At 73.0% G+C, this 20186-nt stretch carries 21 protein-coding genes; 10 read left to right on the top strand and 11 right to left on the bottom strand.

Translation table 11 applies throughout. The features are described 5' to 3' along the window. Positions 1-154: 154 nt before the first annotated feature. Complete coding sequence (locus BGP79_RS05135; protein WP_076693567.1) at positions 155-823, top strand: 4'-phosphopantetheinyl transferase superfamily protein; 669 nt, start codon at positions 155-157, stop codon at positions 821-823. Between the two features lie 48 nt (positions 824-871). Here BGP79_RS05135 and BGP79_RS05130 read toward each other — a convergent pair whose 3' ends face one another. Beyond that, positions 872-1834, bottom strand: coding sequence for a helix-turn-helix domain-containing protein (locus BGP79_RS05130; protein WP_158067142.1), 963 nt, complete (start codon positions 1832-1834; stop codon positions 872-874). Positions 1835-2129: 295 nt separating this feature from the next. Here BGP79_RS05130 and BGP79_RS05125 point away from each other — a divergent pair, with 295 nt between their 5' ends. The 4 genes from BGP79_RS05125 to BGP79_RS05110 are packed head-to-tail and all read left to right on the top strand — an operon-like array spanning position 2130 to position 5090. Further along, complete coding sequence (locus BGP79_RS05125; RefSeq protein ID WP_076693566.1) at positions 2130-2540, top strand: carboxymuconolactone decarboxylase family protein; 411 nt, start codon at positions 2130-2132, stop codon at positions 2538-2540. Then, positions 2533-3462, top strand: coding sequence for an NAD(P)-dependent oxidoreductase (locus BGP79_RS05120; RefSeq protein ID WP_076693565.1), 930 nt, complete (start codon positions 2533-2535; stop codon positions 3460-3462). Before BGP79_RS05125 ends, BGP79_RS05120 begins: the two co-directional genes overlap by 8 nt. 7 nt (positions 3463-3469) lie before the next feature. Beyond that, entirely contained in the window at positions 3470-4777 is a 1308-nt protein-coding gene (locus tag BGP79_RS05115) for an MFS transporter (RefSeq protein ID WP_083701641.1), read from the top strand. Between the two features lie 10 nt (positions 4778-4787). Further along, on the top strand, positions 4788-5090 hold the full coding sequence (locus BGP79_RS05110) for an EthD family reductase (RefSeq protein WP_076693563.1): 303 nt from the start codon (positions 4788-4790) through the stop codon (positions 5088-5090). 120 nt (positions 5091-5210) lie between these two features. Here BGP79_RS05110 and groL read toward each other — a convergent pair whose 3' ends face one another. Both groL and groES read right to left on the bottom strand, forming a co-directional pair. Further along, complete coding sequence (gene groL, locus BGP79_RS05105; RefSeq protein WP_076693562.1) at positions 5211-6815, bottom strand: chaperonin GroEL; 1605 nt, start codon at positions 6813-6815, stop codon at positions 5211-5213. A 71-nt stretch (positions 6816-6886) separates the two neighbouring features. After that, the gene (groES, locus tag BGP79_RS05100; protein WP_076693561.1) at positions 6887-7183 is read right to left on the bottom strand and encodes a co-chaperone GroES; all 297 of its coding nucleotides are present in this window, start codon (positions 7181-7183) and stop codon (positions 6887-6889) included. 244 nt (positions 7184-7427) lie between these two features. Here groES and BGP79_RS05095 point away from each other — a divergent pair, with 244 nt between their 5' ends. The 4 genes from BGP79_RS05095 (at position 7428) to BGP79_RS05080 (ending at position 12528) form a co-directional block, all read left to right on the top strand. Continuing rightward, positions 7428-8672, top strand: coding sequence for a class I SAM-dependent methyltransferase (locus tag BGP79_RS05095; protein ID WP_076693560.1), 1245 nt, complete (start codon positions 7428-7430; stop codon positions 8670-8672). A gap of 149 nt (positions 8673-8821) precedes the next feature. Next, the gene (locus BGP79_RS05090) at positions 8822-9799 is read left to right on the top strand and encodes a carbon-nitrogen hydrolase family protein (protein ID WP_233121130.1); all 978 of its coding nucleotides are present in this window, start codon (positions 8822-8824) and stop codon (positions 9797-9799) included. Between the two features lie 73 nt (positions 9800-9872). After that, a complete protein-coding gene (locus BGP79_RS05085; RefSeq protein WP_083701579.1) occupies positions 9873-11285 on the top strand; it encodes an APC family permease in 1413 nt (470 codons plus the stop codon). 94 nt (positions 11286-11379) lie between these two features. Beyond that, positions 11380-12528 carry a glutamate--cysteine ligase gene (locus BGP79_RS05080; RefSeq protein WP_076693559.1) on the top strand — a complete coding sequence of 383 codons (1149 nt, stop codon included), beginning with the start codon at positions 11380-11382 and terminating at the stop codon, positions 12526-12528. 36 nt (positions 12529-12564) lie between these two features. On the opposite strand, the gene BGP79_RS05075 is transcribed toward BGP79_RS05080, so the two are convergent. Beyond that, a complete protein-coding gene (locus BGP79_RS05075) occupies positions 12565-13149 on the bottom strand; it encodes a TetR/AcrR family transcriptional regulator (RefSeq protein WP_076693558.1) in 585 nt (194 codons plus the stop codon). 38 nt (positions 13150-13187) lie between these two features. On the opposite strand from BGP79_RS05075, the gene BGP79_RS05070 reads away from it, so the two are divergent. Next, the gene (locus tag BGP79_RS05070) at positions 13188-14417 is read left to right on the top strand and encodes an MFS transporter (RefSeq protein WP_076693557.1); all 1230 of its coding nucleotides are present in this window, start codon (positions 13188-13190) and stop codon (positions 14415-14417) included. A gap of 66 nt (positions 14418-14483) precedes the next feature. Here BGP79_RS05070 and BGP79_RS05065 read toward each other — a convergent pair whose 3' ends face one another. The 7 genes from BGP79_RS05065 to alr form a co-directional block, all read right to left on the bottom strand. Then, positions 14484-15020: a cupin domain-containing protein gene (locus BGP79_RS05065; RefSeq protein WP_076693556.1), complete on the bottom strand. Its 537-nt coding sequence runs from the start codon at positions 15018-15020 to the stop codon at positions 14484-14486. Between the two features lie 151 nt (positions 15021-15171). Next, entirely contained in the window at positions 15172-15723 is a 552-nt protein-coding gene (locus BGP79_RS05060; protein WP_076693555.1) for a GNAT family N-acetyltransferase, read from the bottom strand. A gap of 21 nt (positions 15724-15744) precedes the next feature. Then, on the bottom strand, positions 15745-16857 hold the full coding sequence (gene tsaD / locus BGP79_RS05055; RefSeq protein ID WP_076693554.1) for a tRNA (adenosine(37)-N6)-threonylcarbamoyltransferase complex transferase subunit TsaD: 1113 nt from the start codon (positions 16855-16857) through the stop codon (positions 15745-15747). Beyond that, positions 16854-17339, bottom strand: coding sequence for a ribosomal protein S18-alanine N-acetyltransferase (rimI, locus tag BGP79_RS05050; RefSeq protein ID WP_076693847.1), 486 nt, complete (start codon positions 17337-17339; stop codon positions 16854-16856). Before rimI ends, tsaD begins: the two co-directional genes overlap by 4 nt. Before the next feature lie 164 nt (positions 17340-17503). Next, positions 17504-18253 carry a tRNA (adenosine(37)-N6)-threonylcarbamoyltransferase complex dimerization subunit type 1 TsaB gene (gene tsaB / locus BGP79_RS05045; protein WP_076693553.1) on the bottom strand — a complete coding sequence of 250 codons (750 nt, stop codon included), beginning with the start codon at positions 18251-18253 and terminating at the stop codon, positions 17504-17506. Between the two features lie 166 nt (positions 18254-18419). Continuing rightward, positions 18420-18977: a tRNA (adenosine(37)-N6)-threonylcarbamoyltransferase complex ATPase subunit type 1 TsaE gene (gene tsaE, locus BGP79_RS05040; RefSeq protein ID WP_076693552.1), complete on the bottom strand. Its 558-nt coding sequence runs from the start codon at positions 18975-18977 to the stop codon at positions 18420-18422. Continuing rightward, a complete protein-coding gene (gene alr / locus BGP79_RS05035; protein WP_076693551.1) occupies positions 18974-20179 on the bottom strand; it encodes an alanine racemase in 1206 nt (401 codons plus the stop codon). The genes tsaE and alr overlap by 4 nt, the downstream gene beginning before the upstream one ends. Positions 20180-20186 lie beyond the last annotated feature (7 nt).

Here is a 20186-nt window from a genome sequence, read left to right as displayed (position 1 = left end):
CCGGCACCCCGGGCGCCGGAGCGGCCGAGACGCTCGGCACCACCCCTCGACGAACAGGAGCACCCGTGCAGGCAACCCGTCGCCTCGCCCCACGCGGCGGCGCCGCCGCGGGCGCTCCCCCGGCGCCGGTCCAGAACCGCCGGATGGCTCAGCGGTGAGCGCCGTCGACCTGGTCATCCAACCGGTGCTGACGCCGGCCAGCCCCGGCTGGTCCGCCGCCGTCGAGGCACTCGGCGACGCCGATCGAGCGCAGCTGGAGTTGACGGCGGGCCCGGCGGTGCGCACGCGGTTCGTCACGGGCCGCTCCGAGCTGCGCCGGCTGGCCGCCGCGCGGTTGGGCATCCCCGCCGCCGACGTGCGGATCCAGGCCTGGTGCCCCGACTGCCGCGGGCCGCACGGGGCGCCGGAGGTCAGCGCACCGGACGGACGCCGACTCGGCGCCACCATCAGCCACGCATCCGACCGTGTGCTCGTCGCCGTCGCCGACTCGCCCGTTCTCGGCGCCGACCTCGTCGAGGTCTCCGCCGCCGAGTTCCCCGGCTTCGACCGGGCCGTCCTGGCGCGACGCGAACTGGTTGCGACGGCGCCCTCGCTCCGGGATCGCCAACCGTGGCGTGCCCGGGTGTGGGCGGCCAAGGAGGCAGTGCTCAAGGCCACCGGCCGCGGGCTGCGCCTGTCCCCGACCACCGTCGAGCTCGCCGCCCCCGGCGCGGAGACCGCCGGCGCCGCCGTGCTCACCGGCTCGGCGGGGCGGACGCCGTTCACCGTGACCCCCGTGGCGGCCCCGGCCGGCCTCGTCGCCGCCGTCGCCTGCCCCGACTGAGTCGCGACTCCTTCACGCGCTCGCGGCGGCGACCGCCCGCTATGCCGCTCAGCAGGCGCGGCGGTACTCGCTGGGACTGGTCCCGAACGCGGCCCGGAAGACGCGGCTGAAGTGCGCTGAGTCGCTGAAGCCCCACCGCTGGGCGACCTGGGTGATGGTGGCGGCGGCGAGCGCGGGATCCGCGAGGTCGCGGCGGCACCGCTCCAGCCGCCGCGCCTTGATCCAGCTCGTCACCGTCGTCCCCACGCCTTCGAACAGGTAGTGCAGCCGGCGCGTGGACATGTAGTGCGCCGCGGCGATCCTCGCGGGCGTCAGGTCACTGGCCGCAAGGTTCCGTTCGATGAACTGCTGCACCTCGGCCACCGCCTCCAGCCGGGCATCCGGCCGCCAGGTGGTGCCGCCGAGCTCGGTGTGGATCAGGGTGTTGACCAGGTCGAGGGCGTTGTGGGCGAGCATGATGCCGCCGCTGCCCGAGGGGAGGTCCAGGGTCCCGGCCAGGCCCCGGAGGAAGGGCTCGACCAGCCGGCCCGTGCCGTGCTCGCTGGAGAGCGCTCGCGCCGTCACCCGGCTCGCGTTCTCCCCGGACAGGCTGAGTGCCTCCTGCGGGAACACCAGGACGAGGCTCTCCGTGCCGTCCTCGAAGAATGAACTGTAGGGCCGGCTCGTGTCGTAGAGCGCCATGTCGCCGGGCCCGAGGACCGCCTCGCGCCCGTCCTGCACCACCAGGCCCGCCCCGGCCAGGATCAGGCTGAACTTGAAGTACCGCGCCTCGCCGGCGCAGATGAAGTCCTGCAGCCGGTCCACCTGGTGCGCGTCGGCCTCGATCCGCGACAGGGAGATCTCGTCGTAGCTGCGACCGTGCAGGACGGCGTGGAAGTCGTCGGGGCGGGTGGTGCTCAACTGCAGCCGGACGAACCGGTTGGACATCCGCTGGGCCCACTCGTCGAACGTCGTGGCCTCGAAGACGTTCGTCCCGTCCGTCGTCACCGTCTCGGCGATCTGTTCCGCCACCGCTGCCGCTCCTTCGCGCCGTCTCGCCCGTCGTGGCCCCGGCGACGCCGAGGGGTCTGTGACGCGCGTCTCGCTCGTCGTCAGGGTAGCCGGTCCGCCCGGTGCCGCGCAGGAGCGGCCGGCGTCGGTGCGCTCCCGGTCAAGTCGTGTGCGCGGTGCGGCGATGCCCCGGCCGTCGTGCGTGGAGGGGCAAGCCGCCTGCGCGCCTGAGCAAGCCCGAGCGCGGCGGCGGTCACGATACTCGTCAGCGAAGCAGCCATTCCGGGCTGCGATCCGAGGAGATGACGAGGACCGCATGATCAAGGACGAGCACTACGACGCCGGGCTGGCGCTCCGGCGCGCCATGTTCGGTAGCGCCGGCGCCGAGGACCAGGTGGAGCACACCACCGACCTGAACGACAAGATCCAGGAGGTCGTCACCCGTTACTGCTTCGGCGACGTCTGGCAACGGGAGGGCCTGGACCTGCGCACGCGCAGCCTCATCACCCTGGCCATGCTCGTGGCCACCGGCCGGTCCCACGAGATCCGCATCCACCTCCGGGGCGCCGTGGCCAACGGGGCGACGGAGGAGGAGATCCGCGAGCTCATGCTCCACTCGTTCCTCTACTGCGGCATCCCCGCCGCCATGGACGGGTTCCGGGCGGTCGAGGAGATGCTGTCGACGTCCCCGGCGGATGTCGCATCGGAGGAGGCGGCCCATGTCTGAGCAGGCAGCGACGCACCACTCCCCCGTCGGTTTCATCGGGCTGGGCACCATGGGCGCGCCGATGGCCCGCAACCTGGCGGCCGCCGGCTACCCGGTGGTCCTGCACGACGCCGATCCCGCCGCCTCTGACCGCCTGGCCGAGCAGACGGGAGGCACCGCGGCATCCGGGCCGGCCGACTTCGCCGGCGTGCAGGCGATCGTCACGATGCTGCCGACGAGCCGGATCGTGGCGTCCGCGCTGCTGGACTGGGACGGCGGGATCCCGCCGCACCTGGCTCCCGGCACCGTCGTCATCGACATGAGCTCCTCGGACCCCACCGAGACCGTGCTGCTCGGCGAGCGGCTGGCCTCCGCCGGCGCCGCGCTCGTCGACGCCCCTGTCTCCGGCGGTGTCCTGCGGGCCGAGGACGGCACCCTGTCCATCATGCTCGGCGGTGACGACGAGGACGCGCTCGCTCGCGCCGTCCCCGTGGTCGAGGCCATGAGCGCCCGGATCTTCCGCACCGGGCGCCTGGGCAGCGGTCACGCGATGAAGGCCCTGAACAACTTCGTGGCCGCCGCGGCCACGACGGCGGCGTGCGAGGCCCTGATCGCCGGCGAGCGCTTCGGCCTGGACCAGCAGACCATGGTGGACGTCTTCAACGCCTCCACCGGTCAGAGCTGGGTCACCACCAACGTGCTCGGCCAGCACGTGGTCAGCCGCACCTTCGCCTCCGGCTTCGCCCTCGGCCTGTACGCCAAGGATGTCGGCATCGCGCGGCACCTCACCGAGGCCATGGACCACCCGGCGCCGGTGTGCCACGCCGTCTCCGCCGCTCTCGACGAGGCCCTCACCGCGATGGGCGACGTCGACCACACCCGGGCGATGACGCACTGGGAGCACCTCACCACCGCGCCCTCCACCACGAGTTCGAGGACCTGACATGGACATGAGCAGCACCGCGGTCGTCACCGTCGACGACCGGCAGAAGAAGCGGGTCGCCCTCGCCAGCGCCGTCGGCACCAGCGTCGAATGGTACGACTACCACGTCTACTCCATCGCCTCCGCGCTGGTGATCGGCCGGATCTTCTTCCCCGCCGTCTCCCCGCTGGCCGGCACGATGGCGGCATTCGCGACCTTCGCGGTCGGGTTCATCGCCCGCCCGCTGGGTGGCATCCTGGCGGGCCACCTCGCCGACCGGATCGGCCGCAAGAAGGTCATGGTCGCCACCCTGACGCTGATGGGCGCGGCCACCACCCTGATCGGCCTCCTCCCGACGTACGCGCAGATCGGCGCGACGGCGCCCGTCCTGCTCGTCGCCCTCCGGTTGCTGCAGGGCCTGAGCGCCGGCGGCGAATGGGGCAGTGCCGCCCTGATGGCCGTCGAGCACGCGCCTCGCGATCAGCGGGGCCGATTCGGCAACTTCGTGCAACTCGGGACGCCGGCGGGCATGTTCCTGGCCAACGTCGTCCTGCTCGGCGCCACGTTCATGCTCAGCGACGAGCAGTTCACCTCCTGGGGCTGGCGCATCCCGTTCCTGCTCAGCGCCGTCATGGTGGTCATCGGCTTCATCATCCGGGCGCGGGTGGACGAGAGCCCCGTCTTCCAGGCCCTCGAGCGCAACTCCACCCTCGAGCGCATCCCGCTGGCGGAACTGCTGCGCACGCAGAAGCTGAAGGTGATCCTCGCGGTGCTGTCCTTCATCGGCAACAACGCCGTCGGGTACATCTTCCTGGCGTTCATGACCGCCTACGGGACCAGCGCACTGAAGCTGGACCGCAACCTGATGCTGAACGTGATGCTGGTGGGCTGCGTGACCTGGTTCGGGTCCATGGTGTACTTCGCCCGGCTCAGCGACCGGGTCGGCCGCCACCGGGTCTTCTTCCTCGGGTACGGGTTGCTCGCCGTGTGGGCCTTCCCGTTCTTCGCGCTATTCAACACGGGCAACCCGGGCCTGATCCTGCTGGCGGTGGTGGTCCTGACCTTCGGCCTGGCCGCAACCTACGGGCCTCAGGCGGCACTGTTCGCGGAGCTCTTCCCCGCCCGGGTGCGTGCCAGCGGCGTCTCGCTCGCGTACGCTGTCGGCGCCTGCCTCGGCGGCGGGTTCTCGCCCCTGATCGCCACCGCGCTGTTCGGGGCGACGGGGACCGTCTACGCCGTGGCCGTGTTCATGGTCGCGTTCAGCATCGTCAGCTTCGTCGCCATCGCCGCCATGCGGCGGATCCCGAACTCCTTCGCCACGACCGACGCCTCTTGAGAGGAACCCCGTGCACAAGCTCCTCGTGCTCTACCCCGAACCCGCCGACCGGACGGCGTTCGAGCAGTACTACCGCACCCACCACCTGCCGCTGGCCGCGCGCCTGCCCCGGGTGCGCTGGTCACGGTTCTCCGTCGCCCTCGACGGCGCGCCGTACGCCGCGGTCTTCGAGGCGGAGTTCGACTCGCGGGAGGACTACGTCGCCGCGATGGCCTCCCCGGAGGGTCAGGCCGTCCAGGCCGACGTGCCGAACTACGCTCCGCCGGGCACCCTGGTCCTCGATTTCCCGGTCGAGCAGCTGACCGGCGGCTGACCCGGGGCCCGACACGGAGAAGCCCGGACACGACGAGGCCCCGCGGACCGGATGGTCCGCGGGGCCTCGTGCGTGTGACGCGAAGCGTCAGAGCCCAGGCGTCAGCGATCAGGCGTCAGCTCAGTGCTGGTGCCCGTCCTCGTCGTCCTCCGGCTTGTCCACCACGAGGGTCTCGGTGGTGAGCACGAGGGAGGCGATCGAGGCCGCGTTCTGCAGCGCCGAGCGGGTGACCTTGACCGGGTCGATCACGCCGGCGGAGAGCAGGTTGCCGTACTCGCCGGTCGCGGCGTTGAAGCCCTCGCCGAGACCGAGCTCGCCGACGCGGGAGACGACGACGTAGCCGTCGTGCCCGGCGTTCTCGGCGATCCAGCGCAGCGGCTGGGCCACGGCGCGGCGGACCAGGCCGATGGCGGTCGCGGCGTCACCCTGGAGCGCGGTGACGGTCGGGTCCTCGTCGAGGGCCTTCGCGGCGTGGATGAGGGCGGTGCCGCCACCGGCGACGATGCCCTCCTCCAGGGCGGCACGCGTCGAGGAGATCGCGTCCTCGATGCGGTGCTTCTTCTCCTTCAGCTCCACCTCGGTGGCGGCGCCGACCTTGATCACGGAGATGCCACCGGCGAGCTTCGCGAGGCGCTCCTGCAGCTTCTCGCGATCCCAGTCGGAGTCGGTCCGCTCGATCTCCGAACGGATCTGCGCGACCCGGCCGGCGACGTCGTCGCTCGAACCGGCGCCGTCGACGATGGTCGTGTTGTCCTTCGTCACGGTGATCCGGCGGGCGGTGCCGAGCACCTCGAGGCCGACCTGGTCCAGCTTCAGGCCGAGGTCCGGGGAGACCACCTGTGCGCCCGTGAGCGTCGCGATGTCCTGGAGCATGGCCTTGCGGCGGTCACCGAAGCCCGGCGCCTTGACGGCGACGACGTTCAGGGTGCCGCGGATCTTGTTCACCACGAGGGTGGACAGGGCCTCGCCCTCGATGTCCTCGGCGATGATGAACAGCGGCTTGGACGAACCGAGCGCCTTCTCCAGCAGCGGCAGGAACTCCGTCAGGTTGGAGATCTTGCCCTGGTTGATCAGGATCAGCGCGTCCTCGAGGACGGCCTCCTGCCGGTCCGCGTCGGTGACGAAGTACGGGGACAGGTAGCCCTTGTCGAACTGCATGCCCTCGGTCACGACCAGCTCGGTCTGCGTCGTCGAGGACTCCTCGACGGTGATGACGCCGTCCTTGCCGACCTTCTCGAACGCCTCGGCGAGCAGTTCGCCGATCTGGCGGTCCTGGGCGGAGATGGTGGCCACGTGCGCCACCTCGTTGCCCTCGATGTCGCGGGCGTTCTCCTTCAGGCGGTTCGCGATGGCCTCGACGGCCACCTCGATGCCGCGCTTCAGGGCGCCCGGGGCGGCACCGGCGGCCACGTTGCGCAGGCCCTCCTTGACCAGCGCCTGGGCCAGCACCGTCGCGGTGGTGGTGCCGTCACCGGCGACGTCGTTGGTCTTGGTGGCCACCTCCTTGGCGAGCTGGGCACCCATGTTCTCGTACGGGTCGTCCAGCTCGACCTCACGGGCGATGGTCACGCCGTCGTTCGTGATGGTCGGGGCGCCCCACTTCTTGTCGAGCACCACGTTGCGGCCACGGGGGCCCAGGGTGACCTTGACGGTGTCGGCGAGCTTGTCGACACCCGCCTCGAGCGCCTTGCGTGCGGCGTCGTTGAACTGCAGTTGCTTGGCCATGCGGCTCTCCTCTCAACGCATGAACACCCCGGCTGCGCGCGGACGGCGAGCCGGGGTGTTCACGGGGGTGCTTACTTGGTGACGATCGCGAGGACGTCGCGGGCCGACAGGACGAGGTACTCCTCGCCACCGGCCTTGACCTCGGTGCCGCCGTACTTCGAGTAGAGGACGACGTCACCCTCGGCGACGTCGACGGGCACGCGGGTGCCGTTGTCGGTCACGCGGCCGGGGCCCACGGCGACGACCTTGCCCTCCTGGGGCTTCTCCTTGGCGGTGTCCGGGATGACCAGGCCGGAGGCGGTGGTCTGCTCGGCTTCGAGCGGCTGGACGACGATGCGATCCTCGAGGGGCTTGATGGAGACCGACACGCGGCACTCTCCTTCGCTAGTGGGGCTGATACCTGCGCGTGCCCACGTCGATGGGGCGCGCGCGCTGATTTCTGCCCTCGGTCAGATGCCGGCCGTCGTCGCGGGTGCCGGCGGCACCGAGCTGAGGGTCAGCACTCTCACGCGGAGAGTGCCAGGATCGACTCTAGGCAGCCGCTGGCACTCGGTCAAGGCGAGTGCCAGCGATGTGACGCGCGCGGCCCCGGCGGCTCGTTAGGGTGAACGCATGTCCTCCCCCGATGCCGGCTCCCCGTCCGCCATCGCTCCGCTGCTGACGCCGGCCGGTTGGGAGCTGCTGAACCGGGTGGGCCCGTACGTTGAGGCGCAGGCGCTCACCCTCAACGAGTCGCTGCGCCGGGAGGGACACCCGCCCGAGCTGGTCGCCGCGGTGCTCAGCCAGGCCCGGCTGCGGGCCCGCGCCGCGGACAAGTTCGGGGAGTTCGCGCGCAGCATGCTCTTCACCCCCGACGGACTCGAACAGGCCACCCGGCTCTCCGTGGCGGCCCTGCACGCCCAGCGCTTCGTCACGGCCGGGCTGCGCCGGGTCGCGGACCTCGGCTGCGGCATCGGCGCGGACGCCATGGCTCTGGCGGCGCTGGACCGGGAGGTCACCGCCGTCGAACGCGACGAGACCACCGCTGCCGTCGCGACCCTCAACCTGATGCCGTGGCCGAACGCCCGGGTGGTGCAGGCTGACGCGACGGCCGTGGATCTGACCGACGTCGACGGCGTCTGGCTCGACCCCGCCCGGCGCACCGGGCACACGACCCGCACGGGCGGCGGCGCCCGCCGACTGTTCGACCCCGAGTCCTTCTCCCCGCCCTTCTCGTTCGTCGAGACCCTGGCCGCGGGCGGCACCCCGGTGGGCGTCAAGCTCGGCCCGGGACTCGCTCACGAGGCCGTCCCGACCGGGGCCGAGGCGCAGTGGGTGAGCGTCGACGGAGGCGTGGCGGAGGTGGGCCTGTGGTTCGGGCCGCTGCACCGTCCCGACGTCGCCCGCGCCGCCGTCGTCCTGCCCGCCCACGGCGCCCCCGCCGAACTGACCAGCCCGGAACCGTTCGACCCGGGCACCTGGGACGGCGAGGTGGGCCCGGTCGGGCGCTACGTGATCGAGCCCGACGGCGCCGTCATCCGCGCCGGCCTGGTCACGGACCTGGCCCGGCACCTGCAGGCGCATCAGCTCAACGACCAGATCGCGTACCTCAGCGCCGACACCCACGTGGCGACGCCGTTCGCCCGGGCCTACACGGTGCGCGAGGTGCTTCCCTTCCACCTCAAGACGATGCGCGCCTGGGTGCGCGAGCACCGGGTCGGGACACTGGAGATCAAGAAGCGCGGCATCGCGCAGACGCCCGAGCAGATCCGCCGCGACCTGGCGCCGAAGGGTTCCGGCCGGGCCACGCTGATCATCACGCGGCTCGGCGCCGCGGAGAAGCGCGTCGCCATCGTCGCGGACCCGATCCCGCGCTGACGCCGTGCACCGGCGCCCGGCGATCCCGCCGGTCGACGGTCGTGTGGCGCACACCACGCCCCTGCGGTGTGCAGCTGCACGACGGACCGGTCGATCCGTTGTGATCCTCGGTAGCGACGGGGCCCGCTGGACGCGCCTAGAGTGACCGGGTGCACATCGACACCGGCAACCGTGGGCCTCGCGACGACCGCGCACTCCCGCCCGACGGCAGGTCGCTGCGCGTGGCCGCCGTCCAGCACCGGCCCCTGGCCGCCGATCCGGCCGATCCGTCGGTCGCGTCCCGGCTGGACGCCTTCGCCGCCGAGCTGGACGAGGTGCTCACCGCGGTTCCCGACGCCGATCTCGTCGTCTTCCCGGAGCTGCACCTGGTCGGCGTGCTCGATCTGCCCGAGGACGAACGGGTGCCGACCCTCCAGGCCGCCGCCGTGCCCCTGACCGACCCCGTCATCGGAGAGCTGGACGCCATCGCCGCCGCCCGCGGCATCGGGCTCGCTCCCGGCAGCCTGTGCGAGCGCGGCGCGGACGGCGAGCTCTTCAACACGTCCCTGCTGTTCGCGGCCGACGGCACCCTCACGGCCACCTACCGCAAGATCTTCCCGTGGCGGCCGTTCGAGCCCTACACCCCGGGCGACCGGTTCGTCGTCGCGGCCCTCCCCCTGGCCGACGGTGCGGCCACCCGCGCGGGCCTGTCCATCTGCTACGACGCGTGGTTCCCCGAGCACGCGCGTCACCTGGCCTGGCAGGGCGCGGAGCTGGTCCTCAACGTCGTCCAGACCACCACGCCGGACCGCGCCCAGGAGCTCGTCCTCGCCCGGGCGAACGCCATCGTCAACCAGACCTTCGTCGTCAGCGTCAACACCGCCGGACCGCACGGGGCGGGCCGCAGCATCGTCGTCGACCCCGAGGGCCACGTGCTCGCCGAGGCCGAGGACGCGCAGGACACCGTGCTGGTGGCCGATCTCGATCTCGACGCCGTCCCCCGCGTGCGCGAGACGGGCACCGCGGGCACCAACCGGATGTGGGAGCAGTTCCTGCCGACCGATCCGGCGCTGGAACTGCCCATGTACGGCGGCCGGATCCACCCGGAGCACTGGACACCGGGCTCCGCCCCGCCGCCGTCCCCCTGAACCGCGCACTTCTGAACCACCCCTCCTGAACCACCCTCCCGCATCGCCGTCCCCTTTCGCTCCTGGAGTCCCCATGTCCTCGCCCGCATCCCCGTCCCCGTCCACGCCGTCGGGCCCGTCCGGCACCGGCACCGGCACCGGCACCGGCGCCGGCGAGGGCACGCACCTGAACCGCACCCTCCACCTGCACTCGCTCGTCCTCTTCGGGCTGGCGTACCTGGCGCCGATGATCGTGCTCGGCATCTTCGGCGTGATCGCGGAGGAGACCGGCGGCGCCTCGACCGCGGCGTACCTGCTGGCCCTGGTCGCGATGCTGTTCACGGCCAACAGCTACGGGCGGATGGCCCGCGCGATCCCCGGCGCCGGCTCGGCGTACACCTACGTGCGGCGGACCATCGACTCGCGGGTCGGCTTCCTCGTCGGCTGGGGCACGATGCTGGACTACATCTTCCTGCCGATGGTGATCTGGCTGATCGGCGCGTCCTACCTGCAGGCCCAGTTCCCCGGGGTGCCGGGCTGGATCTGGATCGTCGTCTACATCGCGCTGACGTCCGTCCTGAACGTCATCGGCATCCGCGTCGCGGACCGCGTCAACTTCGTCCTCATGGTGTTCCAGCTGCTCGTCATCGTCGTGTTCGTCGCGCTCTCCGCGGCCAGCGTGCTCGGCGGCCAGGGCACCGGCTCGCTGATCAGCGCGAGCCCGTTCACCGGCGAGAACTCCTCCCTCGCGCAGATCTCCGCCGGGGCTGCCGTCGCCGCCTACTCGTTCCTCGGCTTCGACGCGGTCACGACCCTCTCCGAGGAGACCGTCGACCCGCGCCGCACCGTGCCGCGCGCCATCCTGCTCGTCGCCCTGATCGGCGGCGGCATCTTCCTGGTGGTCACCTACGTCACCCAGCTGGTGCACCCGGGCGGCACGTTCACCGAGGCGGACTCGGCCGCGTTCGACATCGCCAAGACCATCGGCGGCAATCTCTTCAGCGCGATCTTCCTGGCCGGTCTCGTCATCGCCCAGTTCACCTCGGGCCTCGCCGCGCAGGCCTCCGGGTCCCGCCTGATGTTCGCGATGGGCCGGGACGGCGTCCTGCCGCGCCGCTTCTTCGGCCGGGTGCACCCGCGATTCCAGACGCCGTGGCTGAGCATCATCGCCATCGGCGTGATTGGGCTGATCGCGCTGTTCCTGGATGTGGCGACGTCGACGTCGTTCGTCAACTTCGGGGCGTTCGTCGCCTTCGGCATGGTCAACCTGTCCGTGATCGTCCGGGCCGTGCGCGCGCGCCGCACGGGCGAGCCGGTCAACGTCCTGCTCGACGTGGTGTGCCCGGCCATCGGCTTCCTCGTCATCGCCTACCTGCTCACCCAGCTGGACAGCAACGCCCTGACCCTCGGTGGCATCTGGCTGGTGATCGGGGTGATCGTGCTGACGATCATCACCCGCGGCTTCCGCCGGCAGCCGCCCGAGGTGAAGGCCGAGGACGCGGCCTGACCCGACGGGGCGGGACGCCCTAGACTGACGGTTCGGCGGCCCCCCTCCCGGGACGGACCGCCCACCCCCACTCTCCCGTCCCCGGAAGGCCTCCATGCGCATCGACTTCGCCCGGTCCGAGCAGTCCACGCTCGGGGTCGAGTGGGAGATCGGCCTGGTCGACGCGACGACGGGCGAGCTCGTCTCCCGCGCGGACGAGGTGCTCGACGCGGTGCACCGCGAGGACCCGCGCTGGGCCGCCGACGACGACCACCCGCACATCGCCCGTGAGCTTCTGCTCAACACGGTCGAACTGGTCACGGGCGTCTGCCGCACCGTCGGCGAGGCGACCGACGACCTGGCCCGGTCCCTGGCGACGGTGCGCGCGGTGACCGACCCGATGGGCATCGAGCTGTTCTCGGCCGGCACCCACCCCTTCAGCCACTCGGGCAGCCAGCCGGTGACGAACAAGGAGCGGTACGCCAAGCTCATCGACCGCACCCAGTGGTGGGGCCGGCAGATGCTCATCTACGGGGTGCACGTGCACGTGGGCCTCGACCACCGGAACAAGGCTTTGCCGGTCGTGGACGGGCTGGTCAACTATTTCCCGCACCTGCAGGCCCTCTCGGCGTCGTCCCCGTTCTGGGACGGCGAGGACACCGGGTACGCCTCGCAGCGGGCGCTGATCTTCCAGCAGCTGCCCGCCGCCGGCCTGCCGTACCACTTCGACGACTGGGCCGAGTACGAGCACTACGCCGGGGACATGTTCACCACCGGGGTGATCGACGTGCTCAACGAGATCCGCTGGGACGTGCGCCCCTCCCCCACGCTCGGCACCGTCGAGATGCGCATCTGCGACGGCGTCTCCTCGCTGCGGGAGGTCGGCGCGATCGCCGCCCTGACCCAGTGCCTGGTCACGGAGTTCTCCGACATCCTCGACGGCGGCGGCTCGATCCCGGTGATGCCGCCGTGGCACCGCTCCGAGAACAAGTGGCGCGCGGCCCGCTACGGCCTCGAGGCCATCATCATCCTGGGCGCCGACTCCCGCGAGCGCCTCGTCACCGACGAGCTGATGGACACGATCAACCGGCTGGAGCCGATCGCGGACCGGCTCGGGTGCCGGGACCAGCTGGCCGACGTCGAAGCCATCCTGCGGGACGGCGGCGGCTACCAGCGCCAGCGCCGCGTCGCCCAGGAGCACGACGGGGACCTGCGGGCCGTGGTGCTCGACGTCGTCGGGCGGATGCGCGAACCCGGCGCCTGACGCCGCCGGCTCTCGCGGGCGCGCGGCCCAGGCGACTCAGTCGTCCCCGGTGATGCGGGCGACGGCGGCGGCCACGCTCGCCTCGTCCGGGCCCGCACCGAGGGCCCGGTGGATGGTGAGCCCCTCGATCAGTGCGTCGAGCCGCCGCGTCGTCTCCGGCGGGAAGTGCTGCCCGAGGGTCTCCCGGCTGCGGCTCATCCACGCGTCCGTCAGGGTGCGGAAGTCGGGGCGCCGCGCGGCCAGGGTGTAGAGCTCGAGGGTGAGGACCAGGTCGCGCCGATCGGCGAAGACGCCGCCCACGATCAGCTCGACGACGCCCTGCCGCGCATCCGCGGGCGACGTCGCGGCGTTCATCCGGTCCTGGAAGCGCTGAGCGACCGTCTCCGAGAAGCGGGTGAAGGCCGCCCGCAGCAGGTCGTCCATGCCGTCGAAGTGATAGGTCATCGACCCCAGCGGCACGTCCGCCGCCGCGGCCACCCGCCGGTGCGAGGTCCCGGCCACGCCGTCGGCCGCGATCACCGCCAGGCACGCGTCGATGATGTGGTCCCGCCGGCCGGGATCACGTCGTCGCGCCCGCGCCGAGGCCCGCTTCTCGGCCCCGGACGTCACCCTCTCGCTCATGTGTACGATCGTACACATGAGGCGGTACGATCGTGCCCATGCCGTCCGCCCTCTCCGTCGCGCCGCCCTCCACCGAACTGCGGCGCGCCCGGTTCGCCGTCGCCGCCCTGTTCCTGACCAACGGCGCCCTGTTCGCCAACCTGATCCCCCGCTATCCCGGCATCAAGAGCGCCCTGGGCGCGGACAACGCCGTGTACGGGCTGGCCATCGCCGCCTTCCCGACCGGGGCCATCGTCGCCGGCCTGGCCGCGGCGCCGATCATCCGGCGGCTCGGATCCGCCCGCACCGCCGTCCTCGGCACGGTGGTGACCGCCGCGGGCACCGTGGCGGCCGCCTCGGCGCCGTCGCTCGTGGTCTTCGCCGTCACCCTCTTCCTCGCCGGTGCCGCGGACTCGATCACCGACGTCGGCCAGAACACGCACGGCTTGCTGGTGCAGCGCCGCTACGGGCGCTCGATCATCAACTCCTTCCACGCCATCTGGTCGATCGGCGCGGTGCTCGGAGGTTCCATGGCCGCCGGGGCGATCGCCCTCGGCATCCCCACCCCCCTGCACCTGACGATCGCGGCGGTCCTCTTCTCCGCGGTCGCGCTCGTCGCCTCCCGCTTCTGCCTGCCCGGCCGGGACACCGATGCCGACGACGAGGCGGACGCCGCCGCGGTGCGCGGACCGGTACGGCCGTCGCCGCGGCTCGTCGTCACGGTCGGCGCGCTGGTGCTGATCGCGATGGCCGGCGCGCTCGTCGAGGACGCCGGCTCGACCTGGGGCGCCCTCTACCTGTCCGCCGGCCTCGGCGCCCCTGCGGCGATCGCCGCCACCGGCTTCGTCGCGCTCGTCGGCGCGCAGTTCATCGGCCGGCTGCTCGGGGACCGCCTGGTCGACCGCTTCGGGCAGCGGGCCGTGGCGCGCACCGGTGGGGCGATCGCCCTGCTGGGCATGGGCCTGGCCCTGCTCGTCCCCACCGTGCCGGGCACGATCGCGGGCTTCGCGGCGGCGGGTTTCGGCGTCGCGACCCTGGTCCCGGCCGCGATGCACGAGGCGGACGAGCTGCCGGGCCTGCGGGCGGGCACCGGCCTGACCATCGTCTCGTGGCTGATGCGGCTGGGCTTCCTGCTCTCCCCGCCGGTGGTGGGCATGGTGGCCGACCACGTGAGCCTGCGCGCGGGCCTGATCGTCGTCCCGCTCGCGGGTCTGGTGGCGTTCGCGCTCGCGGGCGTTCTCAGCGGGCGGCGTCGCACCCCGGCACCGGCGGAGTCCGTCGGAGCCTGACCGGCCGGTTGCCGTCAGCGGGTCGTGGTCTGCCCGTCGTGAGCCGGTCCGTGATCCCGTCGCGCCTCAGCGGCGCCGCGTCAGCCGCCGCGTGATCCGCTCGCGCGTCGTCTCGACGCCGGCGGGCAGCGCGATCACGCCGGTCATCACCGGACGCGGCAGGGGTCCGGAGGGCCGGAACTCGTGCCGGTACCGCCACAGCGTGGGCGCCATGGCGAGGATGCCGTCCCGGCCGGAGGACCGGTGCCGGGCGACCTCGGCGAACCACTCCTGCGTGCGCAGGGGCGGTGTCGTCAGCCACACCACCCGGGTCGGGGTGGCGCCCGCGTTCCACATCTGGTGTTCGGTCCCTGCCGCCACGTCGAAGGACTGCCCGGCGGGCACGGTGCGCTGCTGCCCGTTCAACCGCACCGTCAACTCGCCCTCGAGTACCTCGACGTGCTCGTCCTGGGCCGGGTGCCAGTGCACGGGCGGGAGCCACCCGCCCGGCTCGTAGCGGGCCTCCACCTCGATCGCGTCCGCCGTCACGGACCGGAGGACGAGGTGTTCGTTGCTCCCGAGGGAGAGATGGTCGGGGTCCCCGGACGGCTGCTCCTGCGTCATGGCGTGCTCCGATGCTCGTGGTCACGGTGCGCCCGGAGCCGGGTGCCCCGGGTGGCAGCAGTGTAGGAGCGTCAGGACCGCCAGGTCGATGCCCCTGCCGTCGATGACCCTGCTGTCGATCTCGTGCCTCGGACGCGTGCGGTCGGCGTCGTCAGCCGGCGGGCCGGTCGATGCGGAACAGCGCGCAGGTGGTGTCGTAGTACCGGCCGGTGACGCCCTGCGCGGTCATCCCGATCCGCCGGGCGACGCGCTGGGACGCGGTGTTGTCCGGATGGGTGACGGCGAGCACCCGGTCCAGACCGTGGGCGAAGGCGTGCTCCAGGACCCGGCCGGCGGCCTCGGTGGCGTACCCGTGCCCCCACGCGTCGGGGTGCAGGTGCCACCCGATCTCCGTCTCACCGGAGGGGGTGAGCGTGTCGCCGTCGCCGGTCCCGGATTCGGGCAGCTCCTTGAGCAGCAGCGCCCCGTGGAGACGCCCGGTGGCGGCGTCGGCGACGGCCCAGATGCCGTGCACGGGGTGGTCGAGGCGGGAGTACCGTTCGGCGCGCGCGACGGCCTCGGCCCGTTCCGTGCTCACCCGGGGGAAGCGGCCGATGAAGCGCTGCACCTCCCACCGCGAGTAGGTGTCGAAGAGGAAGTCGACGTCGGCGTCGTCGGTGGTCCAGCGGCGCAGCAGCAACCGGTCGGTGTGCAGGTCCTCCATGGGTGCCTCCGGTATCGGCTGTCAGGCGAGGGCGATCTCGCCGACCGGCTGGGACGAGTCGGCGCCGAAGTCGAGCCCGCTCGGGGCGACGTTGGCGGCCACGAGCTGGGCGCCGAGCGCGGCCACCATCGCCCCGTTGTCGGTGCACAGCCGCAGGGGTGGGACGGTCAGCTCGATGCCGGCCTCCGTGCACCGTTGCGCGGTCAGGGCCCGCAGCCGGGAGTTGGCGGCGACACCGCCGCCGAGCAGCAGGGAGGTGATGCCGTGCTCCCGGCAGGCCAGCACCGCCTTGCGGGTGATGACGTCGGCCACCGCCTCCTGGAAGGACGCGGCGACGTCGGCCACGGGGACGGCCTCACCGCGGGCGGCGAAGCCCTCGACGACGCGGGCCACTGCCGTCTTGAGGCCGGAGAACGAGAAGTCGTACCGGTGGGTGCCCGGTGCCTCGGCCGTGCCGAGGTACTTGGCCGCGGTCAGGCCGCGGGGGAACGCGAAGGCTCGGGGGTCGCCGTCGGCCGCGGCGGCGTCGATCGCGGGACCGCCCGGGTAGGCGAGGCCGAGGATGCGGGCGACCTTGTCGTAGGCCTCGCCGGCGGCGTCGTCGAGCGTCGCGCCGAGCAGTTCGACGTCGCTCGCGATCGAGCGGACCCGCAGGATCTCCGTGTGGCCGCCGGAGACGAGCAGGGCGCCGAGATTCTCGGGGAGGTGGTTGTCGGGGAGGACGCTGTCGGGGTGCCTTGCTGGACCCGTGCCGTCGCCGTCCAGCAGCCCGACGCCGACGTGCGCCACCAGGTGGTTGACCGCGTACAGCGGCTTGCCGGTCGCCAGGGCCAGCGCCTTGGCCGCGCTGACACCGACCATCAGGGCACCCGAGAGGCCCGGCCCGGAGGTGACGGCGATGGCGTCCAGGTCGGCCAGGCCGACGCCGGCGGTGGCGAGCCCGGCACGGAGGGTGGGCAGCATGGCGTCCAGGTGGGCGCGGGAGGCGATCTCGGGAATGACCCCGCCGAAGCGCACGTGCTTGTCCATCGAGGAGGAGACGGCGTTGGCGAGCAGTCGGGTGCCGGAGACGACGCCGACGCCGGTCTCGTCGCAGGAGGACTCGATGCCGAGGACCAGCGGGCCGGTGTTCATGCGTTCCCTCCCGGCGGGTTGCGCTCGGCGTCGCCGGTCCCAAACCGGTCCAGCTGCTTGCGCATGATCAGCGCGTCCACGCCGTCCCGGTAGTAACGGGGCCGGACGTGGATCTGCTCGAAGCCGAAGCGGAGGTAGAGCTCCTGGGCGCGGGGGTTGTCGCGGCGCACCTCGAGCAGCACGTCCTCGGCCCCCCGCTGCGACGCCTCGCCGATCAGGGCGGTGAGCAGGGCGCTGCCGATGCCGCGGCCCTCGTGCGCGGGCTCGACGGCGATGGTCTGCACGTCCGCGATCGGCAGCACGCACATCAGCCCGGCGTACCCGACGATCCGCGCGCCCTGCGGCGTGAAGATCTCGGCCACCAGGTACCGGCGGGTGTCGGTCTCGGCGAGTTCGTCGCGGAACATCTGGGCGGGCCACGCGTCGACCGGGAACAGGCGCTGCTCGAGGGTGTGCACGGTGTCGAGGTCGGCGGCGGTCATGGTGCGCAGGGTCGCGGTCTCGAACGGCGCGGTCCTCTCCGGCACCGTCCCGTCCGGCACCGTCCCGTCCGGCGCTGTCCTGTCCGGCACCGTCCCGTCCGGCACCGTCCCGTCCGGCACCGTCCCGTCCGGCGCGGTTCCGTCCGGCACCGTCTCGTCCGGCGTCATGCCCGCACTCCGGGGCCGAGCGCCGACTTCCGTGCGGCGGGCACCTTCGCGTCGGAGTCCCGCAGGTAACGGGGCGCGGTGTCGGTCAGCCCCGCGGCCGCCGGATCGCCGCCGGCACGGGCCAGCGCGGCGAGCGCCACCGCGCCGACGGCGGACGCCTGCGGCAGCAGGTCGGGGTGGTGGACGGAGCCGGTGAGCCGCTCGGCGTGCAGACCGGCGCCGGCGCCGTGCACGGGCAAGTCCGGCAGGGTCTCGGGGGCGCCGACGTGCGGCCCGTCGCGGATCACCGCACCGTCGGTGCCGGCGGCCGCGCGGGCCCAGTACAGCTCGCGGCGGCGGGCGTCGGTCGCGACGAGGAACTCCCCGGTGGCACCGGCGTCGGCGACCTGCGCGGCGAGCGCGTCCAGGCTCCCGACGCCCCAGCAGGGCACGTCCCAGGCGAAGGCGAGGGCGCGGGCGGTCATGATTCCCGCCCGCAGGCCGGTGAAGGGGCCGGGCCCGGTTCCGACGACGACGGCGTCGGGGCGGGCGGCGCCGGTGGTCGAGGCGAGGTGGCTCAGCAGGTCCGCGACGGCGGGCGTGAGCTGCTCGGCGTGGTGCCGGGTGTCCGTGGTCGCCCAGTCGGCGAGGACCGCGATACCGGTCGGGGACGTCTCGCCCGTGGAGGGGACGCCGTCGGCGGTGGGGGTGCTGTCCAGCAGAGCGGCGGAGGCACCCGCGGAGGTGTCCAGACTCAGCAACAGCACCCGGACAGTGTACGCGCGTCCGCGGCGCTCCCCTCTTCCGCCCTCCGGCGCACCGCTCCTCGGTGCCGTTCGTCGAGCAGGTGTTCCCTCCGGGTCGGAGGAAACTCGACCGGAGCAGCCGGTGACCGGTCGGCGGGGACGACGGCCGGGTCAGGGGAGCCGGCCGTCAGGAGAGTGCGCCGAGGTCCCGATCGCACCAGGCCGGACCGAAGGCGACCGCCGTGATGGTGCGCGGTTCCTCGTCCGCGTCATCGCCCTCGTCGTCGCCGCCGACGTTCCTGCCCAGCCCGCCGTCCGCGGTGCCCACCGCGCGGTCGAGGGTGATGACGAGGCGCGACTCGCTGAGCTCCTCGGCCATGCCCTCGCCCCACTCGACCACGGTGACGGCCTCGTCCACGCTCGAGTCCAGGTCCAGGTCCGCCAGCTCGGCGGCGGAGCCGAGCCGGTAGGCGTCCACGTGCACGAGCGCGGGGCCACCGGGCCGCGGGCCCGTGGGCAGGTTGGGGTGGATCCGCACCAGCACGAACGTCGGGGAGATGATGCCCGGCCGCACCCCGAGCCCCTCGCCGAGACCCTGGGTAAAGGTGGTCTTGCCGGCGCCGAGGCCGCCGCTGAGCAGCAGCACGTCACCGGCGTCCAGCGCCCGGCCGATCCGCCGGGCGAGCGCCTGGGTCTGTCCGGCGGAGGCGGTGGTCCAGGTGCGGGTCCACACCGGCGTGCTCACCGGGCGGCTCCGTCGTTGCGGTAGACGCGGGGCACGCGGGACCCGATGCGCGTGACGACCTCGTAGTTGATGGTCTGCGCGGCGTCGGCCCACTCCTCGACGGCGGGCGCCCCGGTCGCGGGATCCCCGAACAGCACGGCATCGGCGCCGAGCAGGGCCGCGGGGTCGGACGGGACCGGGTCCACGAGGTCGACGACGAACTGGTCCATCGCGATCCGCCCGGCCACGGTGTGCCGCTGCCCGTCGATGAGTACCGGCGCGTCCGTGGCGATGCGGGGCACCCCGTCGGCGTATCCGACCGGGACCAGTGCCAGCGCCGAGGCGGTTCCCGTGCGGTAGCGCAGGCCGTAGGAGACGCCCTGCCCGGCGGGCACGTGCTTGACGTTCGCGATCGCGGCCCGCAGCGTCATCGCCGGGGTCAGGCCGAGTTCGGCGCTGCTGATGCCGGCCAGCGGGGAGAGGCCGTAGAGGGACACCCCGGCACGGACGAGGTCGAAGTGCGTGTCCGGGCGGGTGAGGATGGCCGGCGAGTTGGCCAGGTGCCGCGCCTCGAGGCGAGCGCCGGCGTCCTCGGCGATGGCGACGGCGGCCCGGAACGCCGCCACCTGGGCGTCCGTCTCGGGCCGGACCGGTTCATCGGCGACGGCGAGGTGGGAGAACACCCCGACCAGGCGCAGCCGGCCGGCGGCCTCGTGGTCGAGGGCGGCGCGGACGAGCACGGGCCACTCCTCGGCGGTGCAGCCGTTGCGGCCGAGCCCGGTGTCGATTTTCAAATGCACGCGGGCGGTCCGGCCGGCCGCTGCGGCGGCCGCGGCGATGGGCTCGAGCTCCCAGCCGGAGACGCCGAGGTCGATGCCGGCCTCGACCGCGGCGGCGAAGTCGGTGGCGGGGGTGTGCAGCCAGGCCAGCAGTGGGGCGTCCAGCCCGGCGCGGCGCAGGACGAGCGCCTCGGAGACGTGGGCGACGCCGAGCCAGTCGGCACCGGCTTCGAGGGCGGCGGTGGCGACCGGCAGCATGCCGTGCCCGTACGCGTCGGCCTTGACGACGGCCATCAGCGCGGCGGGGGCCACCCGGGTGCGCAATGTCCGCACGTTGTGCCGGATGGCGGCCAGGTCGACGACGGCGGAGCGCTCGGCGGCCCGCGGGTCGGTGAGGTCGGCGGGCTCAGGGGCGGTGTCGGTCCGGTCGGTCACGCCCGTCATTCTCCCA

The sequence above is a fragment of the Tersicoccus sp. Bi-70 genome, assembly GCF_001968825.1.
GTDB lineage: Bacteria > Actinomycetota > Actinomycetes > Actinomycetales > Micrococcaceae > Tersicoccus.
Note: the sequence above shows the minus strand (reverse complement) of the source record. Positions and strands in the feature narration are given on the sequence as shown.

Excerpts from the sequence above, each read along its gene's own strand:
- BGP79_RS05125 (WP_076693566.1), top strand. The coding sequence starts at position 2,130 with ATGATCAAGGACGAGCACTACGACGCCGGGCTGGCGCTCCGGCGCGCC.
- BGP79_RS05120 (WP_076693565.1), top strand. The coding sequence starts at position 2,533 with ATGTCTGAGCAGGCAGCGACGCACCACTCCCCCGTCGGTTTCATCGGG.
- BGP79_RS05115 (WP_083701641.1), top strand. The coding sequence starts at position 3,470 with ATGAGCAGCACCGCGGTCGTCACCGTCGACGACCGGCAGAAGAAGCGG.
- groL (WP_076693562.1), bottom strand. The coding sequence starts at position 6,815 with ATGGCCAAGCAACTGCAGTTCAACGACGCCGCACGCAAGGCGCTCGAG.
- BGP79_RS05095 (WP_076693560.1), top strand. The coding sequence starts at position 7,428 with ATGTCCTCCCCCGATGCCGGCTCCCCGTCCGCCATCGCTCCGCTGCTG.
- BGP79_RS05085 (WP_083701579.1), top strand. The coding sequence starts at position 9,873 with ATGTCCTCGCCCGCATCCCCGTCCCCGTCCACGCCGTCGGGCCCGTCC.
- BGP79_RS05080 (WP_076693559.1), top strand. The coding sequence starts at position 11,380 with ATGCGCATCGACTTCGCCCGGTCCGAGCAGTCCACGCTCGGGGTCGAG.
- BGP79_RS05075 (WP_076693558.1), bottom strand. The coding sequence starts at position 13,149 with ATGAGCGAGAGGGTGACGTCCGGGGCCGAGAAGCGGGCCTCGGCGCGG.
- BGP79_RS05070 (WP_076693557.1), top strand. The coding sequence starts at position 13,188 with ATGCCGTCCGCCCTCTCCGTCGCGCCGCCCTCCACCGAACTGCGGCGC.
- BGP79_RS05065 (WP_076693556.1), bottom strand. The coding sequence starts at position 15,020 with ATGACGCAGGAGCAGCCGTCCGGGGACCCCGACCATCTCTCCCTCGGG.
- BGP79_RS05060 (WP_076693555.1), bottom strand. The coding sequence starts at position 15,723 with ATGGAGGACCTGCACACCGACCGGTTGCTGCTGCGCCGCTGGACCACC.
- tsaD (WP_076693554.1), bottom strand. The coding sequence starts at position 16,857 with ATGAACACCGGCCCGCTGGTCCTCGGCATCGAGTCCTCCTGCGACGAG.
- rimI (WP_076693847.1), bottom strand. The coding sequence starts at position 17,339 with ATGACCGCCGCCGACCTCGACACCGTGCACACCCTCGAGCAGCGCCTG.
- alr (WP_076693551.1), bottom strand. The coding sequence starts at position 20,179 with ATGACGGGCGTGACCGACCGGACCGACACCGCCCCTGAGCCCGCCGAC.